The sequence below is a fragment of the Mesorhizobium zhangyense genome (genome assembly GCF_011045115.1).
Taxonomy (GTDB): domain Bacteria; phylum Pseudomonadota; class Alphaproteobacteria; order Rhizobiales; family Rhizobiaceae; genus Mesorhizobium_M; species Mesorhizobium_M zhangyense.
Map to the genome: position 1 here is coordinate 185,161 of NZ_JAAKZG010000006.1, position 25,876 is coordinate 211,036.

Here is a 25,876-nt window from a genome sequence, read left to right on the forward strand (position 1 = left end):
GTCCTCACGCCGCCCGGTCTGCCAGCGCTTCCAGCGCGATGAACAGCCGTTCGCCGTCGACCCGCACCGGAATGGTTTTCACCGCACCATCGTCCGCACCGAGTGCCTTGCCGGTTTCGAGCGAAATCACCCAGTTGTGCAGCGGACAGGTGACCGCCGCGCCATGCACGATGCCCTGGCTAAGCGGGCCGCCCTTATGAGGGCAGTGGTCCTCAATGGCGAAGACCCGGTCCTCCGCCGTGCGAAACACGGCGATTTTGCCCTGCGGCGTTGCCACACAGCGCGCGCCGCGCTGGGGGATGTCGGTGATGGTGCCGATGGCGATCCAGTTCATGGTGCTCATTCCGCGGCCTCCGCAAAACCCACCGAAGCCATCGGCCGGAACTCATGCTTGTCCTTGCCGGAAACGCGTTCCGACCACGGATCGACCTGGGCGAATTTCTGGGAGAAGACGAAGCGCTCGTAGTAGGCGCGGCGCTTTTCGCCGTCGTCCATGATCTGGCGGCGGATCTCGTCGAGGCCGACGCGCTTGGCCCATTTGTAGATGCGTTCGAGATAGCGCCCCTGTTCGCGGTACATCTGCGTCAGCGCCACGATGTGTTCCAGCGCCTCGTCCTCGGTCTTCACCTGACCCAGAACCTCTGTACCCTTGATGTCGAGACCGGCGGCACCGGCGAAATGGATTTCGAAGCCCGAGTCCACGCAGATGACGCCGACATCCTTGCAGGTCGCCTCCGAACAGTTTCGCGGGCAACCGGAAACGGCCATCTTGACCTTGGCAGGCGTCCACGAGCCCCACATGAATTTCTCGATGCGGATGCCGAGGCCGGTCGAATCCTGCGTGCCGAAGCGGCACCAGTCGGAGCCGACGCAGGTTTTTACGGTGCGCAGGCCCTTGGCGTAGGCATGGCCGGAAACAAAACCGGCCTGCCCGAGATCGGCCCAGACGGCGGGCAGGTCCTCCTTGCGGATGCCGAGCATGTCGATGCGCTGGCCGCCTGTGACCTTGACCATCGGAATGTCGAACTTGTCGACCACATCGGCGATGGCGCGCAACTCGTGGGAATTGGTGACGCCGCCCCACATACGCGGCACCACCGAATAGGTGCCGTCCTTCTGGATGTTGGCGTGGACGCGCTCATTGATGAAGCGCGACTGGTAGTCGTCGGCATATTCGTCGGGCCAGTCGGCCACGAGATAATAATTCAGCGCCGGGCGGCACTTGGCGCAGCCGCAGGAGGTCTTCCATTCCAGCTCCTGCATCACCGCCGGAATGGCCTTCAGCCCCTTCGCCTTGATCAGCCTGCGCACCTCGTCATGGCCGAGCGTGGTGCAGGAACACATGGGCTGCACAGCGGCGGGGTTATAGGTGTCGCCCAGCGTCAGCACCATCAGCTTCTCGACCAGCCCGGTGCAGGAGCCGCAGGAGGCGGAAGCCTTGGTGTGTGCCCGCACATCATCGAGAGAGGTCAGCCTCCTCGCCGTGATCGTGCCGGTGATCTTGCCTTTGCAGACGCCGTTGCAGCCGCAGATTTCCGCATCATCCGGCAAGGCTGCAACGGCCGCCATAGGGTCCAGCGGCGACCCTCCCTGATAGGCCTGGCCGAAGATGAGCGTTTCGCGCATCTCCGAGATGTCGGTGCCCTTCTTCTTGAGGTCGTTGAACCACGCGCCATCGGCCGTCTCGCCATAGAGCACGGTGCCGATGATGCGGTTGTCCTTCAGCACGAGGCGCTTGTAGACGCCGGCAGAGGCATCGCGCAGCACGATCTCCTGCCGGTCGTCGCCATCTGCGAAATCGCCGAGCGAGAACAGGTCGATGCCGGTCACTTTCAGCTTGGTCGGCGTGTCGGAATGGACGAAGCCCGTTCCCTCCTCACCCGCAAGCCGTGCCGCCGTCACGCGCGCCATCTCATAGAGCGGCGCGACGAGGCCATAGACCTGCCCGCCGACCTCGGCGCATTCGCCGAGCGCAAAGATATCGGGATCGGAGGTCTGCATGCCGGCATCAACGACGATGCCGCGATTGACCGTCAGCCCGGCATCCTTTGCCAGAGCCGCATTGGGCCGGATGCCAACCGCCATCACCACCAGCGTTGCCGGGACAATGGTGCCGTCGGCAAGCTCGATGCCCTCGACCTTGCCGTTGCCAACGATCGCCTTGGTGTTGGCCTTGGTCATCACCTTGATGCCGCGTTCCTCCACCGCCTTCTGCAAGAGATAGCCGGCCGCCGGGTCGAGCTGGCGTTCCATCAGCGTCGGCATGACATGCAGCACGGTGACGTCCATGCCCTGCATGGAAAGCCCTGCCGCCGCCTCCAACCCGAGCAGGCCGCCACCAATCACCACCGCTTTGGCCCGCGATTGCGCCGCCAGCAGCATGGCCTGAACATCGTCGAGATCGCGGTAGGACAGAACGCCCGGCAGATCGTGGCCGGGAACGGGGATGATGAAGGGCACCGAGCCGGTGGCGATAACCAGCCGGTCGTAGCTTTCGGTGACGCCGTGGTCGGAGGTCACGGTCCTGGCCGCGCGATCGATGGCGACGATCTTGTGGCCCTTATAGAGCGTCACGCCATTGGCGACGTACCAGCCGTCGCCGTGGATGACGATTTCCTCGAAGGTTTTTTCGCCCGACAGAACGGGCGAGAGCATGATGCGGTCGTAATTGACGCGCGGCTCGGCGTTGAAGATCGTGACGTCGAATTGGCCCGGCGCCTTCTCGAACAGATGCTCCAGCATCCTGCCCGGCGCCATGCCGTTGCCAATGATGACGAGTTTCTCGGTCATGATTCTACTCCGCCGCTTCCACGAAGCGATGACGCTCGTAAAGGAATTTCAGCACCGCCTCGCGGCAGCGTAGATAGGTCCGATCGGAAGCGAGCTCGACGCGCTTGCGTGGCCGGTCGAGCGGCACGTCGAGCACTTCGCCAATGCGCGCCGCCGGCCCGTTGGTCATCATGACGATCCGGTCGGAGAGCAGCACGGCCTCGTCGACATCATGGGTGATCATGATCATCGTGTTGCCGAGACGGGCATGGATATCCATCACCGCATCCTGCAGATGCGCCCGCGTCAGCGCGTCGAGCGCACCGAAAGGCTCGTCGAGCAGCAGGATTTTCGGTTCCATAGAAAGCGCGCGGGCAATGCCGACGCGCTGCTTCATGCCGCCGGAAATCTCGGCCGGACGCTTATCCGAGGCGTGCGCCATCTGCACCAGGTCGAGATTGCGCATGATCCAGTCATGCCGCTCGGCCCTGGTCCTGGTCGAGCCGAAGACCTTGGCGACCGCGAGATTGACGTTTTCGTAGACGGTGAGCCAGGGCAGCAGGCTGTGGTTCTGGAACACCACGGCGCGCTCGGGACCGGGGCTGTCGACCTCCTTGTCCTCGAGCAGCACGGCGCCGGCCGAAACTTTGGTCAGGCCGGCAATGAGGTTGAGCAGCGTGGACTTGCCGCAGCCGGAATGGCCGATGATGGACACGAACTCGCCCTGGTCAATGCCGAGCGTGATGCCCTTCAGCACTTCGGTGCGGGTGCCACCACGGGTGAAGGACTTGTCGATGTGGTCGAGCTTCAGATAGGGCTTCATGATGTTTCCTCAGCTCGCGGATGTGCCGCGTGTGACGAAGGCGCCGACCGCCGCAACCAGCCGGTCGAGCATGAAGCCGACCACGCCGATATAGACGAGCGCCACGATGATGTCGGGCAGGCGCGAGGAGTTCCACGCATCCCAGATGAAGAAGCCGATGCCGACGCCGCCGGTGAGCATCTCGGCGGCGACGATCGCCAACCAGGAGAGGCCGATGCCGATCCTGAGGCCCGTGAAGATGTAAGGGGCAGCAGCCGGCACCATGATCTTGAAGAAGAATTCGACCGGGTTGAGCCGCAGGATCTGCGCGACGTTGCGATAGTCCTGCGGGATGTTCCTGACGCCAACCGCCGTGTTGATAATGACCGGCCAGATGGCGGTGATGAAGATGACGAAGAGAGCTGCCGGATTGGAGTCGCGGAAAGCTGCGAGCGCGAGCGGCAGCCAGGCAAGCGGTGGCACCGTGCGCAATATCTGGAACACCGGGTCCAGCCCGCGCATGGCCCAGACCGATTGGCCGATCAAGGCACCGATCGCCACGCCGACGACTGCCGCCAGCCCGAAACCAACCGCCACGCGCTGCAGCGAGGCAAGGATGCGCCAGCCGAGGCCGACGTCCTGCGGGCCGAAATTGAAGAAGGGATGGACGATCAGGTCATAGGCCTCGCTCCACACCTGCGTGGGCGGCGGCAGACTGGCGCCCGGCGACGAGCAGGCTGCCTCCCAGACCAGCAGGATGGCGAGCACGACGATGGCCGGCGGCAGAACCGCGGATGCGACGCGACGGGCGAGTGCGGCGGCATCGAAGCGCGACGATGGCTTCGCCGGCAACGCGACCACTTCGGACGGCCGGGACGGCGCGGCCATTTCGGCGGCATGCTCCTTGAGAGCGTGTACGGTCATACGAAAAACTCCAGGGATCGTTGCGGCGCGGCGGGCAGCCGCGCCGACGGGATCAGGACGCGACCTTGATCGATAGCGATTCGAGATAGGCGGACGGGTTTTCGGGATCGAAGACCTTGCCGTCGAAGAAGGTTTCCGGACCACGCGACGCCGAGGCCGGGATATCGGCTTCGGCCACTCCAAGTTCCTTGGCCGCTTCGCGCCACAGATCCTCGCGGTTGACCTGCCCGACCAGCGCCTTGATGTCGGTGTCCGGTGCGAACTTGCCCCAGCGGATGTTCTCGGCGAGGAACCAGCTTTCGTGGCTGCGGAACGGGTAGGAGACGCCGCCCTTCCAGAACTTCATGTAGAGGTCGGTGCCGGTGGCGACGCGGCCATTGCCATAATTGATATCGCCCTTGAGGCGGCCGATGATATCGGCTGGCGGCACATTGAACCATTGCCGCTTGCCCAGGATGGCGCTCATCTCTTCCTTGTTTTCCATGGCATCGCACCATTGCTGGGCTTCCATGACGGCCATCAGCATGGCCTTCACCGCGTTCGGGTTCTTTTCGATGAAATCGGCGCGCAGGCCGAAGGTCTTTTCGGGATGGCCCTTCCACAGCTCGCCCGTCGTGGCGGCGGTGAAGCCGATGCCCTGATGCACGAGCTGCTCGTTCCACGGCTCGCCGACGCAGAAGGCGTCCATATTGCCGACCTTCATGTTGGCGACCATCTGCGGCGGCGGCACGACGATGGTGGAGACATCCTTGTCCGGGTCGATGCCGCCGGCGGCCAGCCAGTAGCGGATCCACAGGTCGTGCGTGCCACCCGGGAAGGTCATGGCGACCTTCACGTCCTTGCCTTCTGCTTTCTTCTTCGCGAAGGCTTCCTTGAGTTTCGAGGAGTCCAGCGTCACGCCCGTTTCGGCATATTCCTGCGCGACCGAGATACCCTGGCAGTCGTAATTGAGCCGCGCCACGATCGCCATCGGCAGCGGCTGGTTGTTTTGCGTCACCTTGCCGGTGTGCATGAGGTAGGGCATCGGCGTCAGGATATGCGCGCCATCGATGCCGTTGGCTGCGCCACCGAGAACGAGATTGTCACGCGTCGCACCCCAGGAGGCCTGCTTTAGCACTTCGACATCGGGCATGCCGTGCTTTTCGAAGAAGCCCTTTTCCTTGGCGACGATCAGCGGCGCGGCGTCCGTCAGCGCGATGAAGCCGAGCTTGGCGCCGGTCACTTCCGGAGCGGAGGTCGCCGCATAGGCGCCCGACGGGAAAAGCTTGCGGGCAGCTATGAACATGGCCGCCGTGGTTGCGCTGCTGACGAGAAAGTCGCGGCGCGTCAGCGCCTTCAGGGGTGATCCAGTCTCGATCCGTTTCGTCATCGGTGTCTCCGGCTGGGCGCGGGGAGGATCGCGCCATCGATTGCGTGTTCGGTTCGGTCAAAAACAAAAAAGCTGCCGGCCAAGTCGCCGCGTCCGTACATCCGGGATCGCGTCTTCCTGATCGGCAGCTTTGCCTGTGGCGCCCGTCATTGGACGCCTGTTCCGTGACCCGAGGGCCTGTTGTTAGTAAAGCAGGAACCGTGCCAGTTTTGAGGACCAGCTAATTCAGCAATGGAATCAAGGAAATTTATTCAGCAGGTGAATGCGGCGGCAAATTACGCCGTTCACGCATTAGCCACACGGAATGTGCAATCGCACAAAAATTGTGCAGTGCATCATCATGCGCAAGAAATGCTCAGGCGTGCGCGACTGCAAATTTCTGCGTCGCCAGATATTCGTCGATGCGATCGGGATCGAAGATGCCGCCATCGAAGAAGCCATCGGGGCCAAGGATAAGACTGGCGCCGGCCGAGCCGACCGGTGTGGCTGTGGTCAGCGCCCCCTCGACCTTGGCATTCGCCCCCGGTAGTGCGACTCCAAGCGGCTTGAGAGCCGCGCGGTAGAGATCGGGGCGATAGCAGTTGCGGGCAATCTCAGCGTTCTCAAGTGTGTGGGCGATATCGCCCCAGCGCACCATCTGCGTGTAGAACCACAGAGCGTGGCTCTTCCACGGAAAGCTTGCTGCCTTGTCGAACGGCAGAAAAAAGTCGTCGACGGTCAGTTCGGCACCACCGCCGAGCGCGAGACGTCCGGTCAGGACCGGCATCTGCAACTCCGGCGACAGGCCGAGGAATGCAGGCTGCGCCATCAGCGCGGCCAGGTCGCCGCGATTTGCCGGGTCCTGGCACCAGCGCGCCGCGTGATGCAAGGCACGCAGCAGGGCAGCAAGCGCCTCCGGTTGCTTTTCGGCCCATGCCCTGCGCACGCCCAGCACCTTCTCCGGGCTGTTGCGCCAGATCCTGGCCTTGACCGTTGCGATATGGCCGGTGCCGGCGACGACGGAGGCGCTGTTCCAGGGTTCGCCGACGCAATAGCCGTCGATGCGGCCGGCGGCGAGCGCATCGGCCATGAAGGGCGGCGGCACGATGACGATCTCGATATCGCGCGAGGGATCGATGCCGCAGGCGGCGAGCCAGTAGCGAAGCTCGTAATTGTGCCCCGAATGCGGGTGGACGACCGCGAAGCGCAGCGGATCGCGCCCGGACTTGACGCGCTCGCGGATCAGTCCGCCCAGTGCCTTGCCGGTTCGCGCCGGATCGAGGTCAGGCTGTGCGCCATGCGTGGCCATGCCGGCCCAGACCTCGTTCGAAACCGTCACGCAATTGCCGCCGAGCCCAAGCGCGAAGGGCACGATGGTGTCGGAGGCCAGCGGCGACAGCCCGAGATTGCATGCGATCGGCATCGGGCCCAGCATATGTGCCAGATCGAAATGCCCGATCGCGATACGGTCGCGGATATTGGCCCACGAGGTTTCGCGGTTCAGCGTCAGGTCGACGTCTTCGCGCGCGGCAAAGCCCATCTCCTTGGCAGTGACGAGCACCGCACTGTCGAAGAGCGGCATGAAGCCGGCATTGATCTGGTGTTCAAACCCCATCTTCAACTCTCCCCCGGACCCAAGAGGTCGGCAGCGGTGACAAGGCTTTGGGCGATGTCGCTGATCTTGCGGTTCTGGTTCATGGCGGTCTTGCGCAGCAGCGTGTAGGCGGCGTCTTCCGACAGGCCGCGCGACTTCATCAGGATGCCCTTGGCGCGATCGATGACCTTGCGGTTCTCGAGTTCGTTCCTGGCTTCCTCCAGCTCCCGCGACATGCGCGAAAAGGCATTGAAACGGCTCACCGCCATGTCGAGGATCGGCTTCACCCGCTCCTGCCGCAGACCGTCGACGACATAGGCGGACACGCCGGCATCGACCGCCGCCTCGATCGAAGCCTGGTCGGAGCGATCGACGAACATGGCGATGGGCCGCTTCACCACGCGCGAAAGCTGGAACATGTTTTCCAGCATATCGCGGTTGGGATTTTCGAGATCGATGACGATGACGTCCGGCTCGATCTCGGCGATCCGCCGGGCGATGCCGGTCACATCATGAACGACCGTAACCTGCTCATGCCCGGCCTCCCGCAGTCCCGCCTCGATGATGGAAGCGCGGATGCGGTTTTCGTCGATCACAAGGACGGCGAGGGGTTTTCGGACCATGCCGCATTTTGCGCAGTTGCCGCGATTGTGCAATGCGGCATCATGAACGGACGTGAGCCGTCCGTCGCGGAGCCTTTGGTTCAAATGAACCTAAAGTCCGTGCCTGCATGCAACATAAGTCGATGAATTTATTGGCGCGCCGTACCGGGCGATGATGATAACTTCGTTTGCGCTATAGCCCTCTAAAATGGCGCCTGGGAATTGATTTTAACATACTGAATTAGCGGTATAATTTTGGTGCGGACTGCTGCCGGCAGCGAACCTTCATTCAGAAATGAAGCAAGGGCAATTATGAAGCAAGCCTTAAAGGCCCATTCCGATATCAGCGTCTAATCAAGCAATTAAATCAGATCTACCTTCCTCAATGAACGAATAGTTGAGACAAAGGGAAGACCATGAACTCGCTGCACCGATACGTTGCGTTCTTGTTGGCAGCGGGGATCATGATCGCCCCTGCGGGCGCGTTGGCCGATCAAAAGGCCACACCGGAGCCGCTGATGATCCAGGAGCAAGGGAGCTTCGCGGTCGGCGGGACGATTTTAAACACCGCTGGCACCTACAACAACGCGCCGACCGCAGAAGGGCAGAGCCTCCACGGCGATCATCTCTACGCCTTCTACCAAGTACCGCAGAACCCCAAAGCGCTGCCCATCGTCATGCTGCATGGTGCTTTCCAGTCAGCACGCAGCTGGGAGACCACGTCTGACGGCCGCGAGGGCTTCCAGACCATCTTCCTGCGCCGCGGCTTTCCAGTTTATCTGGTCGATCAGCCGCGGCGTGGCCGCGCCGGCAACAGCACTGTGGCCACGACAATCGAACCCACTCCCTACGATCAGCTTTTCTTCGATCAGTTCCGGCTCGGCAGATGGCCGGACTACTTCGACAACGTCCAGTTCGATCGCAAGCCTGAGACGCTCGACCAGTTCTTCCGGTCGGTCACTCCGAACACGGGGCCGTATGATGCTGGCGTGATCTCGGACGCCATGTCGGCGCTGATCGACCGGTCCGGACCGGCAATCCTGTTCACCCATTCGCAGGGCGGCGGTCCGGGCTGGCTGACGGCGATCAAGAACCCCAACGTCAAAGCGATCGTCGCCTTTGAGCCGGGCAGCGGCTTCATCTTCCCGGAAGGCGAACTGCCCGAAGCGATGCCGAGCGCGGCCGGAACTCTGACGCCAGAGGCGGTGCCGATGGCCGATTTCGAGAAGCTCACCCGCATCCCGATCGTCATCTATTACGGCGATAATTTCCCGACCGAGCCGACTACGGAGCGCGGCCAGGACAATTGGCGTGTGCGCCTCGCCATGGCGAAGCTCTGGGTCGAGGCCGTCAACAAGTATGGCGGTGACGCCCGGCTCGTGCACCTGCCCGAGATCGGCATCCGGGGCAACACGCACTTCCCGATGTCCGACATGAACAATGTCCAGATCGCCGATCAGGTCTCGCAATTCCTTGCCGAGAAAAAACTGGACTGATCCGACTGCGCGGACGCTTCGCACTGCGCGCGCATCCTACCCCTTCCCGGATCAAAGACTGGAGTTCGAAATGAACAACGAAGTCATCGACAAGAAAAGGCGCGAGTTCCTCGGAGCCTCGGCGCTTGTTTTCTCAGGTGCGATGTTAGGAGTTCCAGCAATGACCAGCGCAACGGCCATCGCCGCCGATTACAGGCAGAATCCATTCACCCTCGTCTATGACGGTGCGATCACGAAGAACGAGCCGGGCAAGGTCAATATCCACCCGGTCGCCTACAAGCTCAATGGCCTGGAAATCGTCGCTAACGTCTACACCCCGGCAAATTACGATCCGAGCCAGAAATATCCTGCGATTGTGGTTGCGCATCCGAATGGCGGTGTAAAAGAACAGGTCGCGGGCCGGTATGCTCAGCATCTGGCGGAACAGGGCTATATCACGATCACCGCGGATGCCGCGTATCAGGGCGCAAGTGGCGGCGAGCCGCGCAGCGTGGACAAACCCGCTAACCGCGTCGAGGACATTCACGGCATGGCGGACTTCATCACCCGCTATCCGGGAGTTGATGTTACGCGGCTGGGCCTGCTCGGCGTCTGCGGCGGCGGTGGATATTCGCTGGCCGCGGCGAAAACCGACAAGCGTTTCAAGTCGATTGCGACTTTGAGCATGTTCAACTCCGGCCGCGTTCGCCGCAATGGCTATGTGGATTCGCAGTTGGCGACCATCCAAGACCGCCTGCAGCAGGCTTCAAACGCCCACGCCCAGGAAGTGGCCGGCGGAGAAATCTTCTATTCGGGCGATGCCAACCTGACTGATGAGCAGATTGCTACATTGCCGTTCGATCTCTATCGGCAGGGCTACGAGTATTACTGGAAGACCCACGCCCACCCCGGCTCGACCTTCAAGTACACCACAAGCAGCCTGCTCGACCTGATGCGCTGGGATGCCACCGATCAGATCGACCTCATCGACAAGCCGCTGCTGATGATCGCCGGCAGCAAGGCCGACAGTCTGTACATGACCGAGGACACCTTCGCCAAGGCAACCGGCACCAACGACAAGGAACTATTCAAGATCGACGGTGCAACCCACATCGAGACCTATTGGGTTCCCGAATATGTGGAAGCCGCGATCGGCAAGCTGACGCCATTCTTCGCCAGAACCTTGTCATCCGACCGTTCGTAACTCGTTTTCCGACGAGCCATCCAACAGGCGGTTTCAGCAATACGGCGTCCGGCCTCTGTTCGCTGGCGCCGTTCCCCCAATCGCCGAGGAGTCATTCGTTGAAGAAGTTCGCCAAAAATCTGTTCGTCGCAGCCAGCCTGCTTCTATGCGGAGGAATTTCCACCGTGGCCATTGCCCAAAGCCAGATCCCCACCACGTCCGATGCGGCGCCTGCCCAGCAGCAGTCGCGCGCGCAGCAACTGATGGGCGACGTCGCGCCCAAGCTCGCCGAGCTGACCGATGAGGTGCTGTTCGGCGATATCTGGGAGCGGCCCGGCCTCGCAAAGCGCGACCGGAGCCTGATCACGGTTGCGACGCTGGTGGCACTTAACCGTCCCCAACAGCTCCGTTCCCATATTGCGCGCGCGCGCAGCAATGGCGTGACCGAACAGGAGATCGTCGAAACGATCACCCAGCTTGCCTTTTATTCGGGCTGGCCCAACGCGATCACCGCTGTCGGCGTTGCCCGCGAGGTCTTCAAAAATTGACGAGGTAACCGAGCTTACCAGCAAATCGAAGGAGTGAAATGAAGCCCCGTGTTACAGCAATCCTCACCATCGTCCTGTGCGCCTCCGCGGCATCGGACCAGTCGAACCAGATGATCACCGTTACCCGCCCCGGATCGCAGCCATCCAGCGTGGGCTCTGCCGAGAACTTCACCGGCTCGGTGCGAGTGGATTCCCGATTTCAGGGAAGCGCACCGGCCCAGATCGGTGGTGGCATCGTGACATTCGAGCCCGCCGCACGCACCGCCTGGCATACCCACCCGCTCGGTCAGACCCTGATCATCACGGTAGGCGTCGGCCTTGTCCAGGAGTGGGATGGCCCGGTTCAGGAAATCAGACCGGGCGACATCGTGTGGATTCCGCCGGGTGTGAAGCACTGGCATGGCGCCAGCGCGGAGAACGGCATGTCGCACATCGCTTTCTCGGAAGCTCTCGGGGGCAAGTCGGTCGAGTGGATGGAGCAGGTCTCGGACGAGCAGTACCAGCGCTGACCGAATGAAGGCGCCGCGAGACGCAAAGGCGGACCGAACCGTTCGCCACTCCCAATTTTTCCGAATTCCCAAGCGAGGTCGTTTATGACGAAATCTGCATATTATCTCTCTGCCTTAACGGCACTGGCTGCAACCTTTGTCCTTCTCGTCAACTGGCAGGTGCATGCCGAAACCAACCGCGTTCAGTTTCCCAACCTCGATGAGCTGGTCCACTACACGACCGTCCGGCGCGGCAACGTGACGGAACACATCATGACCACGCCTGCGGCCATTGAGGCCGTCAGGAACGGCCGGCCGATTCCGGCGGGCACGCAGTTCGTCCTCGTCGACTATCGCGACGATATGAAACTCTACCGCTACTTCGTCATGGAGAAGGGCGAAGGATGGGGTGCGGACTATGGCGAGAGCCGGCGCACAGCCGACTGGCAGTTCCAATGGTTCTGGCCGGACAAGTCGATCAACATGGACGAGAATACGGCGCGCTGTCAGTCCTGTCACAGCAGCCAGAAAAGCAGCGACTTCCTGTTCACGGGTTATCGCATTCCCCGATTCAACGGCACGCCCGTCGATTGAGTTCGAAAGGTCTGACGTTGACCCCTGTTTTCCTATCCCGACTGGTTTTCGATCTCGGTGCCGCCGGGCTATTGCTGTTCGGCTTTTCCTATTGGTGGCTCGGTAACGTCGCGCACGAACTGGCGGGGACCGCCATGTTTGTGCTCGTCATCGTGCATAATGGGTTCAACCGCCGCTGGTATGGCACGGTTCCGAAAGCCCGTCGCGAGGCACGCGCTCTGTTCAACATCGCGGTGACGTTCCTGCTGATCCTGGCGATGCTGGCCTTGCTCGTCACCAGCGTGCTCATTTCCAATGCGCTGTCCGGTGTCATGTCGGCGTATGCCGGCTTCACGGTGCGGCAGCTTCACACCTTGGCGGCCTATTGGGTTCTCGTGATTGTGTCCGTTCATCTCGGCCTGCGCTGGCCGATGCTCATGGGCGTGTCGTGCAAGCTGACCGGCATCTCACAGCCCAGCGCTATCCGGACACTGGTGCTCCGGTTGATTGCCCTCGCCATCGCGGTTTTTGGTGTTTGGAGTTCGTTTGAGCTGGCGATCGGCACAAAGCTTTCCATGCAGATGACACTCGACTGGTGGAACTTTGAAGCATCCGTGGCGAGCTTCTTCGTCCACTGCATGGCGATAGCAGGGCTTTATATGTGCCTGACCTACTACATCATGAAATGGCTGCAGAAGAGCATGCGCAAGACCGCATCACCGACTGCGATACCGGAGGAAGTCCGCCAATAAGGCCAGCGCCGGCGATTGTTGCCGCCGGCTGGGGTAATAGAGGTGATAGCCGGGAAAGAAGGGGCACCAATCCTCCAGAACCCGGACCAGCCGCCCGTCAGCAATGTAAGGAAGAACCTGATCTTCGGGCATGTAGGTCACACCGAGGCCATCCAAAGTCGAGGACAGCCGCATGGCGAGACTGTTGAAGATGAGCTGTCCTTCGCCCCGCACCTTCACTTCACGGCCTTTCTTCTCGAGGCCCCAGCTAAACACGCCGCCATATGTCGGCAGGCGGGTATTGATGCATTTGTGTGCGGTCATATCCTGGGGAGTCTTCGGGGGCGGATACCGCTCGAAATAGGCCGGCGACGCCACGACGGCCATTCGCATCTGCGGCCCGATGGGCACGGCGATCATATCCTTCGCGACCTGCTCACCCATGCGGACCCCCGCGTCGAATCCCTCCGCGACGATGTCGGTCAGACCGTAATCGACGATGATCTCGACCTGAATATCCGGATAGTCCGGCAGGAACCGTTTGAGCGCCGGTTGTAGAGCCGAGATGGCAGCATGCTCGCCGGCCGTAATACGGACCGTGCCAGCCGGCTTGTCTCGAAGTTCGCTCAAAGCAGCAAGTTCAGCTTCGATCTCCTCGAAACGCGGCGCGATCGTGCGCAGCAGACGTTCGCCGGCTTCGGTCGAGGCAACGCTGCGTGTCGTGCGCGCCAAGAGTCGTAGACCCAACCGTTCTTCGAGATTACGGATGGTCTGGCTCAGGGCCGAGGGCGAAACGCGAAGTTGTGCAGCGGCTCTCGTAAAGCTGCGCTCCTTGGCGACGACGGCGAATGCGGCGAGATCGTTGAAGTTTTCCATACGGATTTGTTAGCTCATCTAAAAGGCTCATGCGGATTATGGCATCTTATCACAAGCTGCGGCAGGCGCTAAATTTACGGTCATCACCCTCAAAAGCTTGTCTGCAATGTGAGCCAAGCGTCCGAACAGTCCATTGGAAACCACAATGCAAACCCGAAATCTTGGAACCCTGAAAGTATCGGCCCTTGGTCTTGGCTGCATGAGCATGAGTTCTGCTTATGGGCCTGCTGCTGATAAGCACGAGATGATCAAACTCATTCGTGCTGCTCATGATCGCGGCGTGACCCTGTTCGATACGGCCGAAGCCTACGGCCCCTTCGTCAATGAGGAGCTGGTCGGCGAGGCGATCGCGCCGATCCGTGACAAAGTTATCATCGCCACCAAGTTCGGCTTCGACATCGATCTTGATACCGGCGCGCGCAGCGGCGGCACCAACAGCCGGCCCGAACATATCAGGGCGGTGGCCGACGCCTGTCTCAAGAGGCTGAGAAGCGACCGCATCGATATTTTCTATCAGCATCGCGTCGATCCTAACGTGCCGATCGAGGACGTTGCTGGTGCGGTCAAGGAGTTGATCGCGGAGGGCAAGGTCAAGCATTTCGGCCTCTCCGAAGCTGGCGTTCAGACGATCCGTCGCGCCCATGCGGTGCAGCCGGTGACGGCGGTGCAAAGCGAATATTCGCTGTTCTGGCGTGGACCCGAAAGCGAGCTTCTGCCGACGCTGGAGGAGCTTGGTATCGGTTTCGTGCCGTTCAGCCCTCTTGGCGCGGGTTTTCTCACCGGCAAGATCGACGAGAACACCAAGTTCGATCCCTCGGACTTCCGCAACAGCGTGCCGCGCTTCTCTCCAGAAGCCCGCAAAGCCAATATGGCGCTGGTCGCCATCATACAGGCTGTTGCCGAGCGCAAAGGCGCGACGCCAGCCCAAATCGCGCTCGCATGGCTATTGGCGCAGAAGCCGTGGGTCGTGCCGATCCCCGGCACCACCAAACTCCATCGATTGGAAGAAAATCTCGGCGCGGTCCACGTGACGCTGACAGCGGAAGACCTGGGCGAGATCGCGACAGCGCTTTCAAAGATCGAGGTTCAAGGCGAGCGCCTGCCGGAAGCGGTGCTCAAAATGACGGGCCTTTGATCGACGTTTCGGAGAAGGCAATGGCTGACACTCCAACGCGAAGGGAACTCCTCATGACCTCGCTGCTCCTATCTCTTACGGCGGCAGGAGCAGCGCCGGTCACTTCGGCCGCAGCGGCGCAGCTCCCGGCAGGCAAGATACTCGTTGCGTATTTTTCGCGAAGCGGGAACACACGCGTCGTCGCGGGTCAAGTAAGCCGTGCTTTGCAAGGCGACTTGTTTGAGATCGAGCCAAAGCGGCCTTGTCCCGCCGACTATTTCGAGACGGTCAAGCAAGCGAAAGAGGAAACCGACCGTGGCTACGAACCGCCGTTGAAGGCGAAACTTGCCGACATCGCCCAATACAGAACGGTATTTCTTGCCTTTCCGATCTGGGGAATGACAGCGCCGCCCGCGGTCCGATCATTTCTCGCCGCCCATGATCTTTCGGGCAAAACCATCATCCCGCTCATCACGCATGGCGGGTACGGGCTGGGCGATAGCCTGGATGTTGTCGCCACCCATGCGCGCCAGGCCAATCTCGTCCGAGGGTTCTCCATGCAGGCTCCCCAGGAGCGGCAGACCATAGAGCGAGTTACCGATTGGTTGGACGACTTGAAGATCGCGCGGTGATTTCAGAGCGCCCGCAATAGGGATGAAGCCAATGACCGCGAAACGATCGTCGGGAACATCATTGGAAAGAGCCGCATTGCGCCCCACCTGCCTGGCCTTTTCTCTCCTCCTGACAGCTCCGGTCGAGGCGAATGAAGACAAGACCGTTTCATCACCTGCAGGCAGCGAGCGCGTCGCGGCGAGAGCCGAGAAGAGAGAACGGCACGCGCACCTGAAGCCGGAAAGCCGTCTTGTCGAGCCGGCGTGGAGGTCGAATACCGCAAATATAAAAACGTCGGCCATAGCTTCGGTGTAGGGTCGAATACAAGTGCGCAAGGGTAGGTTAGCGAGGCGGTTCGGTTTTGGGAGAAATTCATTCATGCAAGCAAACGTTAGTACGGGTGCTGACGGCGCCAAAGGCATCATACCCGCCGGAAGGCCCCCCGGGGAAGCGCGCGTGGCCGAGCTTGTGGCTCCTGCAAATGTCAGATTTGGGAAAAAGTCCGACACGGCAAGGTCCGGGAAGGGTCAGAATCCGTCATTTCACCCCGAAGCGATTCGAACTTTTTGCCGCCAATTGCCGCCGTTACTACGCCTGCGGCCGAAAAGTGTGGTTCCGGCGGCTATAGAAGGCAAATTCGGTGTTGGCGTGGAGGAAATGGCAGATTTGGCGCACCCGACAGGATTCGAACCTGTGACCTCTGCCTTCGGAGAATGGATAGTCGGTTTCGCCGAAACTATCCATTTCTATCCGATTGCGCGCTATGCTACTGAATTCGCAAAATAAATTTGAGTTCCATCAACGTCGAGGCTACGACAGGGCGGCCGAAAACCTACCCTGCCGTGCTTACGCTCTGCTTACGCGCGGAATCCTTCAATGAGACGCCGAACATGACTAAGCTAACCAAGCGAACCGTCGATACCACTGAAATTCGTTCCGCGGACTATGTCATTTGGGACGACGAACTGCCCGGCTTCGGGCTACGCGTTTTCGCCTCCGGAAAGCGAAGCTATGTCGTGCAGTATCGCGCCGCCGGCCGGTCGCGTCGCTACACGATCGGCCTGCACGGAGTTTGGACTCCGGAGGAAGCCAGACGCGAAGCGAAAGTGCTGCTCGGCCAGGTCGCAAAAGGCGGCAACCCCGCTGAGGAACGCAAACTCGATCGCGAAGCGATCACCGTCAAGGAACTCTGCACTCGCTATCTCGAAGATCTGAGCAACGGCCTTGTGCTGGGCAAGCGAGGCCGTCCCAAGAAGGCCACCACGATCTCCACCGATGTCGGACGCATCGAGCGCCACATCGTTCCTCTGCTTGGCAGTCGACGGGTGCGGGATTTAGCTAAGTCCGACATCACTCAGGCCATGAAAGACATCATGGCGGGCAAGACACGCGCGAACGTCAAGACGGACAAGCTGCGCGGGCGCGCTATCGTGCGAGGCGGGGCCGGCACGGCGGCACGTACGATAGGGCTCTTCGGCGGTATTCTCACCTACGGGGTAGAACTCGGCATCATCGAGCAGAACCCAGTGCACGGCGTTCGCAAGCCGAAGGACCAGGTCAACGCTCGTCGTCTGAGCGAACAGGAATATCGCACGCTCGGCGATATCCTGCGGAAAGCGATCGAGAACAGACACTACGAGACCACCGCAGAGATCATCCGGGTGATTGCCCTGACAGGGTGCCGGCGTAGCGAGGTCATCGGTCTGCGTTGGGGCGAAGTCGATATTGGGGGCAGTTGCCTGCGCCTCACCGACAGCAAGGAGGGAGCATCAGTGCGTCCCATTGGCTTGCCGGTCCTGGATTGTCTCGAGGGTCGCCTCGATGAAGAACAGAGCGCTGAGGACTACGTCTTTCCTGGCGGGGTGGATGGCACCCCATTCGGGAGTTTCCCCAGACAGTGGACGAAGCTGTTCAAGGATACCGAACTGGTCGGCATCACACCACATGTTCTCCGACACAGCTTCGCCAGTATCGGGAATGATCTCGGGTTCACGGAGGCGACCATCGCAGCCTTGGTTGGACACTCGCGAGGAACGGTGACGAGCCGCTACATCCATACTGTGGACACTGCGCTCATCATGGCGGCCGACAGCATCGCTGGCTACATTCAGGGTATGCTCGACGGGGTCGCCTTCACCCACACCGCCTATGCGCTCGATCGAGATTCCAGGAAGGCGGCTCTCGCTCATTTCCTGGGCGAGCCGACGCCGGGAGGAAGGGCCAATGAACGCTCGGCAGCAGCATGATTGGGCTTCCCTACCGAGCGTCGGCTTCGCGCCTGAAAGCTGACATTGCGACGTGACACCCCTGCTTCCCTGTTGCAAGATGAGCCAGGCACTCGCGATGGAATTTGGCAATGCCTACGCAGGATCGAAATCTCTGGGGTGCGAGCGACGCCTACGAACGCTATATGGGTCGGTGGAGCCGCCAGATTGCTCCCATCTTCACGAAGTGGCTCGATCTGGCTCCTGGCGCGCAATGGCTTGACGTGGGCTGCGGGACTGGTGTCCTCACCTCGAGCATACTCGCCAGTTGCGAACCTGCCGGGGTGCTCGGCGTCGACAGCTCTGACGCATTCCTGGAGACGGCCAGCACCTCGCTGTCAGACCCGCGCGTGAGCTTCACCCAAGGCGACGCGCAGGCGTTAGCCCAGGGCGACGATAGCTTCGACGCAGCCGTGTCAGGCTTGGTGCTCAACTTTTTACCGGACAAGGATGCGGCCATTCGTGAGATGTCCCGCATCGTCCGACCCGGCGGAACTGTCGGACTGTATGTCTGGGACTATGCAGGGCATATGCAGGTGATGCGAACGTTTTTCGACGTGGCAACTGCCTTGGACCCCGGCGCAGTAGACTACGACGATGGCGTGAAGGCACCCATCTGCCGGTCCGGACCGCTGAAAGAGCTGTTTGAGCGGAGCGGCTTAGGGAAGGTCGCGGTGCGCGCGATCGACATCCCTGCGGCCTTCGATAGCTTTGACGACTATTGGTGGCCTTTCCTGGGTGGCACCGGATCGGCACCTAAGTATTGCGGCTCGCTTGACGATGACGCACGAGATCGCCTCAGTCGCGAACTTCAGCAGCGACTTCCCACGGGTCCGGACGGAGAGATTCTGCTGGCGATAAGAGCCTGGGCCGTCAAGGGTCGCGTGCACTAGGGGTTCGCCGATTGCGGAAAGAACCCGCCGGGGGCTCGTGACCCCCCTACAAAGCCGCCCAGTCTGTCGATAAGGCCTTTGATTACCTTCGTGAAAAGGCCGGCAGGAATTCGACCCGGCGTGCGTACGGCACTTTGTCAGCCAAAAACGCAGGTAACATCGATCGTTCCAGCCTCAGATGTCTTTGTGACAAGTGCCGCTTGAAGATTGATTTAGACGATCCCAGCCTAGAGAGCGCCACGCAGAATCTGCAGCGCGCCCATTTCCAGGACCTGCAAGCTTCTCTTGAGGTTAGCCGCATCCGCCGTGGAAATGCTGGATCGCCGAAGGTAAACGGGCGTTGCTCTATGAGATAACTTCCGTAGTGTCGGCTCCATGAACTTTGCGCCACTCCAGCTTTTCCTTTCCGTCCGCGCCCACGGGATTGCGGGGTATGCAGTCGCCGTTGCGGCGTCGCTGATCGCGTTCTTGTTGCGTCTGGCGCTCGCAGGGGCTCTAGATGACCGTCTAGCCTTCGCGCTCTTCGTCCCGGCGATTCTCTTGTCGTCGCTCATGGGAGGAGCGGGTGCCGGGACCTTGGCATCGCTGCTGGCGATCTTGGGGGCGCTGTATTTGGGCGGGCTGTCTCCAGACATGGCGGGAGCGGCCGCAGAAATCCTGATCTTCGTTTTCGTCGGGGGGACGCTGACGCTGGTAGGTGCGACGCTCAGAACATCGCAGGAAACCGCACGGAGTTCGGAGGGCAGTCTTCGTGCCCGCGAAGCGCATCTCCGCTCGATCCTCGACACGGTCCTTGATGCGACCGTGGTCATCGAGAAAGACGGCACGATCGTATCGTTCAACGCGGCCGCCGTCCGTCAGTTCGGCTACGCCGAAGCCGAGGTCTCGGGACAGAACGTCCGGCTTCTCATGCCGGAACCCTATCGCCATGAGCACGACGGCTACATTCACCGCTACCTTGCCACAGGCGAGAGGCGCATCATCGGCGTCGATCGCGTGGTGGTCGGTCGCCGCAAGGACGGTTCGACGTTCCCGATGAAGCTTGCCGTGGGCGAGATGAAATCCGGCGACAAGACCTACTTCACCGGCTTCATCCGGGACCTGACGGAACGAGAGGAATCAGCGGCCCGCCTTCAGGAGATCCAGGGCGAACTGGCGCGCCTCGCGCGGCTGAACGAGCTAGGCGAAATGGCGTCCACCTTGGCTCACGAGCTCAACCAGCCGCTGTCGGCCATCGCCAACTACGCTCAGGGCTGCGTCCGCCTGCTCGCGGGAATGCACGAAGACCTGGCATCGCGCTTGCGCGAAGCGCTGGAAGAGACAGCGAGGCAGTCGCTTCGTGCGGGGCAGATCATCCGGCACCTGCGGGAATTCGTGACCAAGGGCGAGACCGAGAAGGCTCCCGAGGATATCCGCAAGCTGGTCGAGGAAGCCGGCGCTCTTGCCCTTGTAGGCTCGCGCGAACGCGGCATCAGGTCGATCTTCGAGTTTTCTCCGGGCGCCGATATCGTCATGGCCGACCGCATCCAGATTCAGCAGGTGTTGACCAACCTGATGCGGAACGCGATGGAAGCCATGCGGGACAGCGATCGCCGCGACCTGACCATACGGACGTTCTCGGCGCAGTCGGGCGAAGTGGCAGTCGAGGTCGAGGACACCGGGCCTGGAATCGCAGAGGAGATGCAGTCGCAGCTGTTCCGGCCCTTCGTGACGACGAAGCCGGGCGGCATGGGAGTCGGACTATCGATCTCGAAACGTATCGTCGAAGCGCATGGCGGCGAAATGACGGTGCGCAGAAACGAGGCCGGGGGCGCGACGTTCCGGTTCACGCTGCCGGCGATCGAAGGAGGCGGACAGGATGAGCGCTAACTACATCGTCCACATCGTTGACGACGAGGAACCGGTCCGCAAGTCGCTGGCATTCCTGCTGACGATGTCCGGGTTCGCGGTGCGCCTGCACGAAAGCGCAACGGCGTTCCTCGCCGCTGCCGCGGGCCTTTCCAATGGCGTGCTTGTGACGGACCTGAGAATGCCGGACATGACCGGGGTCGAACTGCTGCGCAGCCTTGAGGCGGCGGGGGCGCTGATGCCTGCCATCGTCATTACAGGTCACGGTGACGTTCCCATGGCCGTCGAAGCAATGAAGGCAGGCGCGCTGGATTTCATCGAGAAGCCGTTCGAGGACGCCGTGCTGATCGACGCCATCGAACGGGCGGCGCAGAGGGTTGCCGCACAGCCGACCGAGCGGGCGGACATCGCAGCGATAGAGAGCCGCCTTTCGCAGCTCTCCGAGCGCGAACGGCAGGTTCTGACTGGCGTGGTGGCCGGATTGCCGAACAAGGCGATCGCCTACGATCTCGATATCAGCCCGCGGACCGTCGAGGTCCATCGTGCCAGCGTCATGTCAAAGATGCAGGCCCGCAGCCTGCCGCATCTTGTCCGTATGGCGCTGTCGGCAGGTTTCGCGCCCGATTGATCTGACGCAAGGCGCGCCCTCTTCCAGTCGTTTTACTTCACCGTTCGACCGCCTGGCACACGGCCAAGGCGGCAATGGGTGTCGGTGCGTGAAACAAGGCGGAATCATTCTGGTAGTCGCCCCCGAAGGGGGCCTGCGTCGGAGCTACGAGTTCGCTTTGCAGGCGGGAGGATTCGCGGTCGAAGTTCACGCGTCCGTGTCATCGGCAGCGTCCCGGCACGGCGGCGATGCGATATGCGCGCTTGTCGACGAAGGCGCCTTGAAAGGGCCGGACATGCGACGCGACCGACTGGAACTGCTAGGGATTCCAGTCGTCCTGCTGGTCAGCGGGTTCGGCGACATGCCTTCCCGGCTAGACGGCCCGGGAGAAATCCTGACAAAGCCGCTGCGGGGAAACGAACTCTTCGACAGCATCGAACGCCTTCGCAAGCGCGAGGCTACGTAGTTCCACCTAGGATACAACCGAATTTCGCTGGCCCCCGTTTTCGGGGATTCTCCGATCCAACCAGTCCGGGGAACCAAAGCCATGCACGCCGCCACCCTTGCTCGTCCGATCGAAATCAACAGCGCGCCGATGGTCGCGCCTCCCGGCAGAGGCGAGGAGGGCCACCGGCCCCTGACGGTCTACATTGCGGGCAACGAAATCTACGGCCCGGGCGACGAAGCGAACGGCCACTATCATATCGCCTTCGGAGCGGTGCGCATCTATCGCCTCCTGGCCGACGGCCGGCGGCAGATCAGCGCCTTCCACATGGCAGGAGAATCGTTCGGTCTGGAACCCGGTGACCGTCATCAGTTCTTCGCCGAGGCCGTCTGCGCCACGGGACTGAGGAAGGTCCGGACGCTCCCCGCTCTGGAATCGATGCAAGGACTCCTGCAACTCGCGCTGGAGGGAATGATGCGCGCACAGCAGCACCTGCTGGTCGTGGGCCGCCAGAACGCGACCGAGCGCATAGGCGCCTTCCTGCTCGACATGGTCGAACGGCAGGGAGGCCTTCCACAGATCGAATTGCCGATGTCCAGACAGGACATCGGAGACTATCTTGGCCTCACGATCGAGACGGTGTCCCGGACCCTGTCCAAGCTTCGGGAGAAGGGCGTGATAAAGTTCCACGGGCTTCGCAGCGTCGAGGTCTGCAAGCCGAGTCTGCTGGAAGCGATCTGCCAGTAGCACGGCAGCTCTCCCGCTCGCCGCCGCGCGTCAGGGCGCGGGGCAGAAGCCAGGCGCACGAACGGCCCCTCCGCCGCAGCTCCGAACCATTCCGCACAGTTGCGTGAACACTTCGCTTTCAAGATTCTATCCTTACCGAGATGGTGGCTGCGGGCCTGATGGCCCGCGACCCAGATGAAGCGCCGCCGGGTCTTCAGTGACCCGCGTGCTCGCCATGCGTCAGTTCCAGCGCCGGAGCCGGAAATTCGAGCTCATGGGCATCCTGTCCTTCCGCAGGCACTTCGATCCATCGTGCGACGTCCTGCCCACAGGACTGGATCACCGGGAAGTAGATGGTCTTCCCGCCTTCCATGCTGGCGTCGAGCGTCCCGCGGAAAACGAACTCATCATACTCGTCGTCAGCCAGGCTGCCGCCGCTCCATGAGATTTCAGTCACGCCCTCTGCGACCTTCCGTCCGTGAAGTTCGTATTCCGCCGCATAGGGGGCGACGACCTTGTCGATCGTCCAGCCGGGCTTCGGCATCGGCTTGACCGACACCACCCCTTCGGGAATCCGGACCCGCACCGAGTCCGTGGCCTTGCCGCCGCAGCCATGCGGAATGCGCAGGACCGCCTTGTATGTCGTTCCGACCGCTGCCGTGGCAGTTTCGAAGGTGACGTGGGCGGAGGCGGGGCCCGCTGCCAGCACCAATGCGGCCGCGAGCGAAAGTATCTTGTTCATGGGAGTCTCCCCGGGGGTTGCAGGGCGGAGGTGCCGCGTTCTGTGGTGAGCGTCCGGTCGATCCGTCCGCTTCCGTGGCCAACTTACCGCGTCGCAGGAACGCGTCTTTGCGCGGCGACAAATTTTCCGACGTATGACCGTCCTGAAAAGCGCACGCAGTTTGTCGAAGCGCAAAGATCGCGCCCATGCCCGGGCGTAGCCTCTCCTCATCGACAACGAAGGATCGAAAAGGAGAACCGCCATGTTCACGCGTCGCCAGGCACTTCTGGGAGCGGCCGCTGCCGCCATGCTGGCCGCGATGCCGCCGCTTGCAGCCGCGGCCAACGAAGCCGAAGTCGCAGCGCTACCGCGTGAGAAGGTGACGCTCGTCGCGCCGCCCTTCGTGCATGCCCACGAGCAGGTTGCCACAAGCGGGCCGAAGGTCGTCGAGTTCACGATGCCCATCGTCGAGAAGAAGGTCGTCATCGACGACGAGGGCACAGAGTTCCAGGCCATGACCTTCAACGGTTCCATGCCCGGCCCTATGATGGTCGTGCACGAGGGCGATTACGTCGAGCTGACGCTGATCAACCTCGAGACGAATTCGATGCCGCACAACATCGACTTCCACGCCGCGACCGGGGCGTTGGGCGGCGGCGCGCTGACGCTGATCAATCCCGGCGAGCAGGTGAAGCTGCGCTTCAAGGCGACACGCACGGGCACCTTCGTCTACCACTGCGCCCCCGAAGGCGCGATGATTCCCTGGCACGTCGTGTCGGGCATGAGCGGCACTATCATGGTGCTGCCGCGCGACGGCCTGAAGAACGAAAAGGGCGAGCCGGTCCGCTACGACCAGGCGTTCTACATCGGCGAGAACGACTTCTACGTTCCCCGCGACGAGGACGGCAACTTCAAGACCTACGAGAGCCACGGCGACAGCTATGCCGACACGCTGGAAGTCATGAAGGGCCTGATCCCCACCCACGTCGTCTTCAACGGCGCGAAGGGCGCGCTGACGGGCGACAACGCCATGAAGTTGAAGGTCGGCGAGACCGTGCTGATCGTCCACAGCCAGGCCAACCGCGACACGCGGCCCCACCTGATCGGCGGCCACGGCGACTATGTCTGGGAAGAGGGCAAGTTCGCCAACCCGCCAGCCAAGGATCTGGAGACCTGGTTCATCCGTGGCGGATCGGCAGGAGCGGCGCTCTACACCTTCCTCCAGCCGGGGGTCTACGCCTACGTGAACCACAACCTCATCGAGGCTGTGGAGCTGGGAGCCACTGCGCACTTCCTGGTCGAGGGCGAGTGGGACGACGACCTGATGAAGCAGGTCGAAGCCCCGGGGCCCATCCCGGTGAACTGAGCCTCGCCAACTGAACCTCAAGGGAGCGGCGGTCCGGATACCCGGGCCGCCCGTCGAGGACAAGGCCATGCATCTCCACCTCTACGAAGCGGCCGTCGGTGCGGCGGCAGCCCTTGCGTTGCCTGCGGCCATCATCGGCATCAGCGGCGAACCCCGGGGGCCATCCCTGCACGAGGTGCGCCCCACGGTAGCGATCGTGGAGACGGTCCTCGACTATCCATTGCCCGGCGAATTCCTCGCGGGCGGAACTCCGGCAGCAGCCCCCGTCGAGAATAGGGCTGTGCCGGCTTTCCACGTCATGAAGCAGCAGGTGAGCCTGGCCGACTATGGCCTCTGCGTCGCCGATGGCGCATGCGATCCGGCAGACGCCGCTCCGACAGGAGCGGATGTGCCCGTCACCGGGGTCAGCTTCCTCGACGCCGAGGCCTATGCGCGCTGGTATTCGAAAGCCAGGGGTCAGACCTGGCGGCTGCCGTCGGCGGTCGAAGCCGCTGCCGCGGCCGCCGAACGGTTCGGCGGGGAATCCTTTTCGGCCGCAGCCGACGATGCGGCCAATCCTTCCGTGCGGTGGCTGCGGCGCTACCGTGAGGAGGCGGCGGTGAAGCGGCCCGCTGATCCGGAACCGAAGCCGCGCGGCCACTACGGCCCGAACACGCGCGGCATCGAAGACTTCGGCGGCAACGTCTGGGAATGGACGTCGACATGCTACGCGCGGACCACGCTTGCCGCCGACGGCTCTATCGAAAGCGTCACCGACAACTGCGGGGTGCACGTGCTCGAAGGACGGCACCGCGCCTACATGTCGAATTTCGTCCGCGACGGGAAGAGCGGCGGCTGCGCCGTCGGCACGCCGCCGGAAAACCTCGGCTTCCGTCTCGTTCGCGACGAGGATTCGATGATCGCCAGGGCGAGGAACTGGCTGCGCGGCGCCTTCCGCTCCGCGATGGCGGACACCGTCTGAAGGAACATGTCATGAGAACGAGAATGCGGGCCACGCTCGCCGCAACCTTGCCCGCGGGCAACGAAACCGTGGTCGAGCGGCTGCGGCGGGGCATCGCCGAGGCAGGCTTCGACTGCAACTGCCGCGAGGCCGCCAACGACATGCTCGACCGGGCAGGCCTGGAAGAGGAACTCGTGCGGCGCGCAGGCGGTCTCGCCGACGCGAGGAAGATGCGCGACGCGATCGTGATCGTGCTTGCCCTGCTGGGGGAGCTGGACGAACTCATGCCGGACGAACCGGACCGCAGCGCTTTCCACGAGATCGAGGGCCTGTTCCAGGATGTCGCCGACTTCGCCGCCTATGGGGCGACGGCTGCGATCCGGGCCGCCGGACAGGGGAATGCGTGATGGGCACGGCGAGCGTTTCC

28 protein-coding genes are annotated in these 25,876 nt (G+C 62.1%); 19 read left to right on the plus strand and 9 right to left on the minus strand.

Annotation, left to right across the window (positions count from 1 at the left end):
• Positions 1-4: 4 nt before the first annotated feature.
• From nirD to G6N74_RS16465, 7 genes are all read right to left on the minus strand, one after another.
• Positions 5-334: a nitrite reductase small subunit NirD gene (gene nirD, locus G6N74_RS16435; RefSeq protein WP_165119219.1), complete on the minus strand. Its 330-nt coding sequence runs from the start codon at positions 332-334 to the stop codon at positions 5-7.
• A 5-nt stretch (positions 335-339) separates the two neighbouring features.
• Positions 340-2,790, minus strand: coding sequence for a nitrite reductase large subunit NirB (gene nirB, locus G6N74_RS16440; RefSeq protein WP_165119028.1), 2,451 nt, complete (start codon positions 2,788-2,790; stop codon positions 340-342).
• A gap of 4 nt (positions 2,791-2,794) precedes the next feature.
• Positions 2,795-3,592, minus strand: a complete 798-nt coding sequence (locus G6N74_RS16445; protein WP_165119029.1) for an ABC transporter ATP-binding protein — start codon at positions 3,590-3,592, stop codon at positions 2,795-2,797.
• 9 nt (positions 3,593-3,601) lie between these two features.
• Positions 3,602-4,495 (minus strand): nitrate ABC transporter permease, encoded by an 894-nt coding sequence (ntrB, locus tag G6N74_RS16450; protein WP_165119030.1) that lies wholly within the window; start codon positions 4,493-4,495, stop codon positions 3,602-3,604.
• Between the two features lie 52 nt (positions 4,496-4,547).
• Positions 4,548-5,864 carry a CmpA/NrtA family ABC transporter substrate-binding protein gene (locus tag G6N74_RS16455; protein WP_165119031.1) on the minus strand — a complete coding sequence of 439 codons (1,317 nt, stop codon included), beginning with the start codon at positions 5,862-5,864 and terminating at the stop codon, positions 4,548-4,550.
• 355 nt (positions 5,865-6,219) lie between these two features.
• A complete protein-coding gene (locus G6N74_RS16460) occupies positions 6,220-7,458 on the minus strand; it encodes a CmpA/NrtA family ABC transporter substrate-binding protein (RefSeq protein ID WP_165119032.1) in 1,239 nt (412 codons plus the stop codon).
• Between the two features lie 2 nt (positions 7,459-7,460).
• A complete protein-coding gene (locus G6N74_RS16465; RefSeq protein ID WP_165119033.1) occupies positions 7,461-8,060 on the minus strand; it encodes an ANTAR domain-containing response regulator in 600 nt (199 codons plus the stop codon).
• 443 nt (positions 8,061-8,503) lie between these two features.
• On the opposite strand from G6N74_RS16465, the gene G6N74_RS16470 reads away from it, so the two are divergent.
• The 6 genes from G6N74_RS16470 to G6N74_RS16495 all read left to right on the plus strand — a co-directional run bounded on the left by G6N74_RS16470 (position 8,504) and on the right by G6N74_RS16495 (position 13,058).
• Complete coding sequence (locus tag G6N74_RS16470) at positions 8,504-9,535, plus strand: alpha/beta hydrolase (RefSeq protein WP_246245779.1); 1,032 nt, start codon at positions 8,504-8,506, stop codon at positions 9,533-9,535.
• Positions 9,536-9,695: 160 nt separating this feature from the next.
• On the plus strand, positions 9,696-10,718 hold the full coding sequence (locus G6N74_RS16475; protein ID WP_246245795.1) for an alpha/beta hydrolase: 1,023 nt from the start codon (positions 9,696-9,698) through the stop codon (positions 10,716-10,718).
• 98 nt (positions 10,719-10,816) lie between these two features.
• Positions 10,817-11,245 (plus strand): carboxymuconolactone decarboxylase family protein, encoded by a 429-nt coding sequence (locus tag G6N74_RS16480; protein ID WP_205826711.1) that lies wholly within the window; start codon positions 10,817-10,819, stop codon positions 11,243-11,245.
• 38 nt (positions 11,246-11,283) lie between these two features.
• Positions 11,284-11,754: a (R)-mandelonitrile lyase gene (locus tag G6N74_RS16485; protein ID WP_165119035.1), complete on the plus strand. Its 471-nt coding sequence runs from the start codon at positions 11,284-11,286 to the stop codon at positions 11,752-11,754.
• An 84-nt stretch (positions 11,755-11,838) separates the two neighbouring features.
• Positions 11,839-12,327, plus strand: coding sequence for a cytochrome P460 family protein (locus G6N74_RS16490; RefSeq protein ID WP_165119036.1), 489 nt, complete (start codon positions 11,839-11,841; stop codon positions 12,325-12,327).
• Positions 12,328-12,344: 17 nt separating this feature from the next.
• A complete protein-coding gene (locus tag G6N74_RS16495; RefSeq protein WP_165119037.1) occupies positions 12,345-13,058 on the plus strand; it encodes a DUF4405 domain-containing protein in 714 nt (237 codons plus the stop codon).
• Here the strand turns inward: G6N74_RS16495 and G6N74_RS16500 are convergent.
• Complete coding sequence (locus G6N74_RS16500; protein WP_205826712.1) at positions 13,023-13,913, minus strand: LysR family transcriptional regulator; 891 nt, start codon at positions 13,911-13,913, stop codon at positions 13,023-13,025. The two genes, G6N74_RS16495 and G6N74_RS16500, sit on opposite strands and share 36 nt — an antisense overlap.
• A 145-nt stretch (positions 13,914-14,058) precedes the next feature.
• Here G6N74_RS16500 and G6N74_RS16505 point away from each other — a divergent pair, with 145 nt between their 5' ends.
• The 10 genes from G6N74_RS16505 (at position 14,059) to G6N74_RS16550 (ending at position 22,443) form a co-directional block, all read left to right on the plus strand.
• Entirely contained in the window at positions 14,059-15,048 is a 990-nt protein-coding gene (locus G6N74_RS16505; protein WP_165119038.1) for an aldo/keto reductase, read from the plus strand.
• Between the two features lie 53 nt (positions 15,049-15,101).
• Complete coding sequence (locus G6N74_RS16510) at positions 15,102-15,659, plus strand: flavodoxin (protein WP_246245780.1); 558 nt, start codon at positions 15,102-15,104, stop codon at positions 15,657-15,659.
• A 31-nt stretch (positions 15,660-15,690) separates the two neighbouring features.
• Positions 15,691-15,954: a hypothetical protein gene (locus G6N74_RS16515; protein WP_165119040.1), complete on the plus strand. Its 264-nt coding sequence runs from the start codon at positions 15,691-15,693 to the stop codon at positions 15,952-15,954.
• 141 nt (positions 15,955-16,095) lie between these two features.
• A complete protein-coding gene (locus G6N74_RS16520; protein ID WP_165119041.1) occupies positions 16,096-16,425 on the plus strand; it encodes a hypothetical protein in 330 nt (109 codons plus the stop codon).
• A 104-nt stretch (positions 16,426-16,529) separates the two neighbouring features.
• Positions 16,530-17,885 (plus strand): tyrosine-type recombinase/integrase, encoded by a 1,356-nt coding sequence (locus G6N74_RS16525; protein WP_165119042.1) that lies wholly within the window; start codon positions 16,530-16,532, stop codon positions 17,883-17,885.
• A 110-nt stretch (positions 17,886-17,995) separates the two neighbouring features.
• Complete coding sequence (locus tag G6N74_RS16530; RefSeq protein ID WP_165119043.1) at positions 17,996-18,796, plus strand: class I SAM-dependent methyltransferase; 801 nt, start codon at positions 17,996-17,998, stop codon at positions 18,794-18,796.
• Positions 18,797-19,171: 375 nt separating this feature from the next.
• Positions 19,172-20,665: a PAS domain-containing sensor histidine kinase gene (locus G6N74_RS16535; RefSeq protein ID WP_165119044.1), complete on the plus strand. Its 1,494-nt coding sequence runs from the start codon at positions 19,172-19,174 to the stop codon at positions 20,663-20,665.
• The gene (gene fixJ, locus G6N74_RS16540; RefSeq protein WP_165119045.1) at positions 20,655-21,272 is read left to right on the plus strand and encodes a response regulator FixJ; all 618 of its coding nucleotides are present in this window, start codon (positions 20,655-20,657) and stop codon (positions 21,270-21,272) included. Before G6N74_RS16535 ends, fixJ begins: the two co-directional genes overlap by 11 nt.
• Before the next feature lie 88 nt (positions 21,273-21,360).
• On the plus strand, positions 21,361-21,717 hold the full coding sequence (locus G6N74_RS16545) for a response regulator (RefSeq protein ID WP_165119046.1): 357 nt from the start codon (positions 21,361-21,363) through the stop codon (positions 21,715-21,717).
• Positions 21,718-21,798: 81 nt separating this feature from the next.
• Positions 21,799-22,443: a helix-turn-helix domain-containing protein gene (locus G6N74_RS16550; protein ID WP_165119047.1), complete on the plus strand. Its 645-nt coding sequence runs from the start codon at positions 21,799-21,801 to the stop codon at positions 22,441-22,443.
• Between the two features lie 193 nt (positions 22,444-22,636).
• Here the strand turns inward: G6N74_RS16550 and G6N74_RS16555 are convergent, their stop codons facing one another.
• On the minus strand, positions 22,637-23,164 hold the full coding sequence (locus tag G6N74_RS16555; RefSeq protein ID WP_165119048.1) for a YcnI family copper-binding membrane protein: 528 nt from the start codon (positions 23,162-23,164) through the stop codon (positions 22,637-22,639).
• 241 nt (positions 23,165-23,405) lie between these two features.
• Between G6N74_RS16555 and nirK the strand changes: the two genes are divergently transcribed.
• The 3 genes from nirK (at position 23,406) to G6N74_RS16570 (ending at position 25,856) form a co-directional block, all read left to right on the plus strand.
• Positions 23,406-24,509 (plus strand): copper-containing nitrite reductase, encoded by a 1,104-nt coding sequence (gene nirK / locus G6N74_RS16560; RefSeq protein WP_165119049.1) that lies wholly within the window; start codon positions 23,406-23,408, stop codon positions 24,507-24,509.
• A gap of 67 nt (positions 24,510-24,576) precedes the next feature.
• Complete coding sequence (locus G6N74_RS16565) at positions 24,577-25,470, plus strand: SUMF1/EgtB/PvdO family nonheme iron enzyme (protein ID WP_165119050.1); 894 nt, start codon at positions 24,577-24,579, stop codon at positions 25,468-25,470.
• 23 nt (positions 25,471-25,493) lie between these two features.
• Positions 25,494-25,856: a hypothetical protein gene (locus tag G6N74_RS16570; RefSeq protein WP_165119051.1), complete on the plus strand. Its 363-nt coding sequence runs from the start codon at positions 25,494-25,496 to the stop codon at positions 25,854-25,856.
• Positions 25,857-25,876 lie beyond the last annotated feature (20 nt).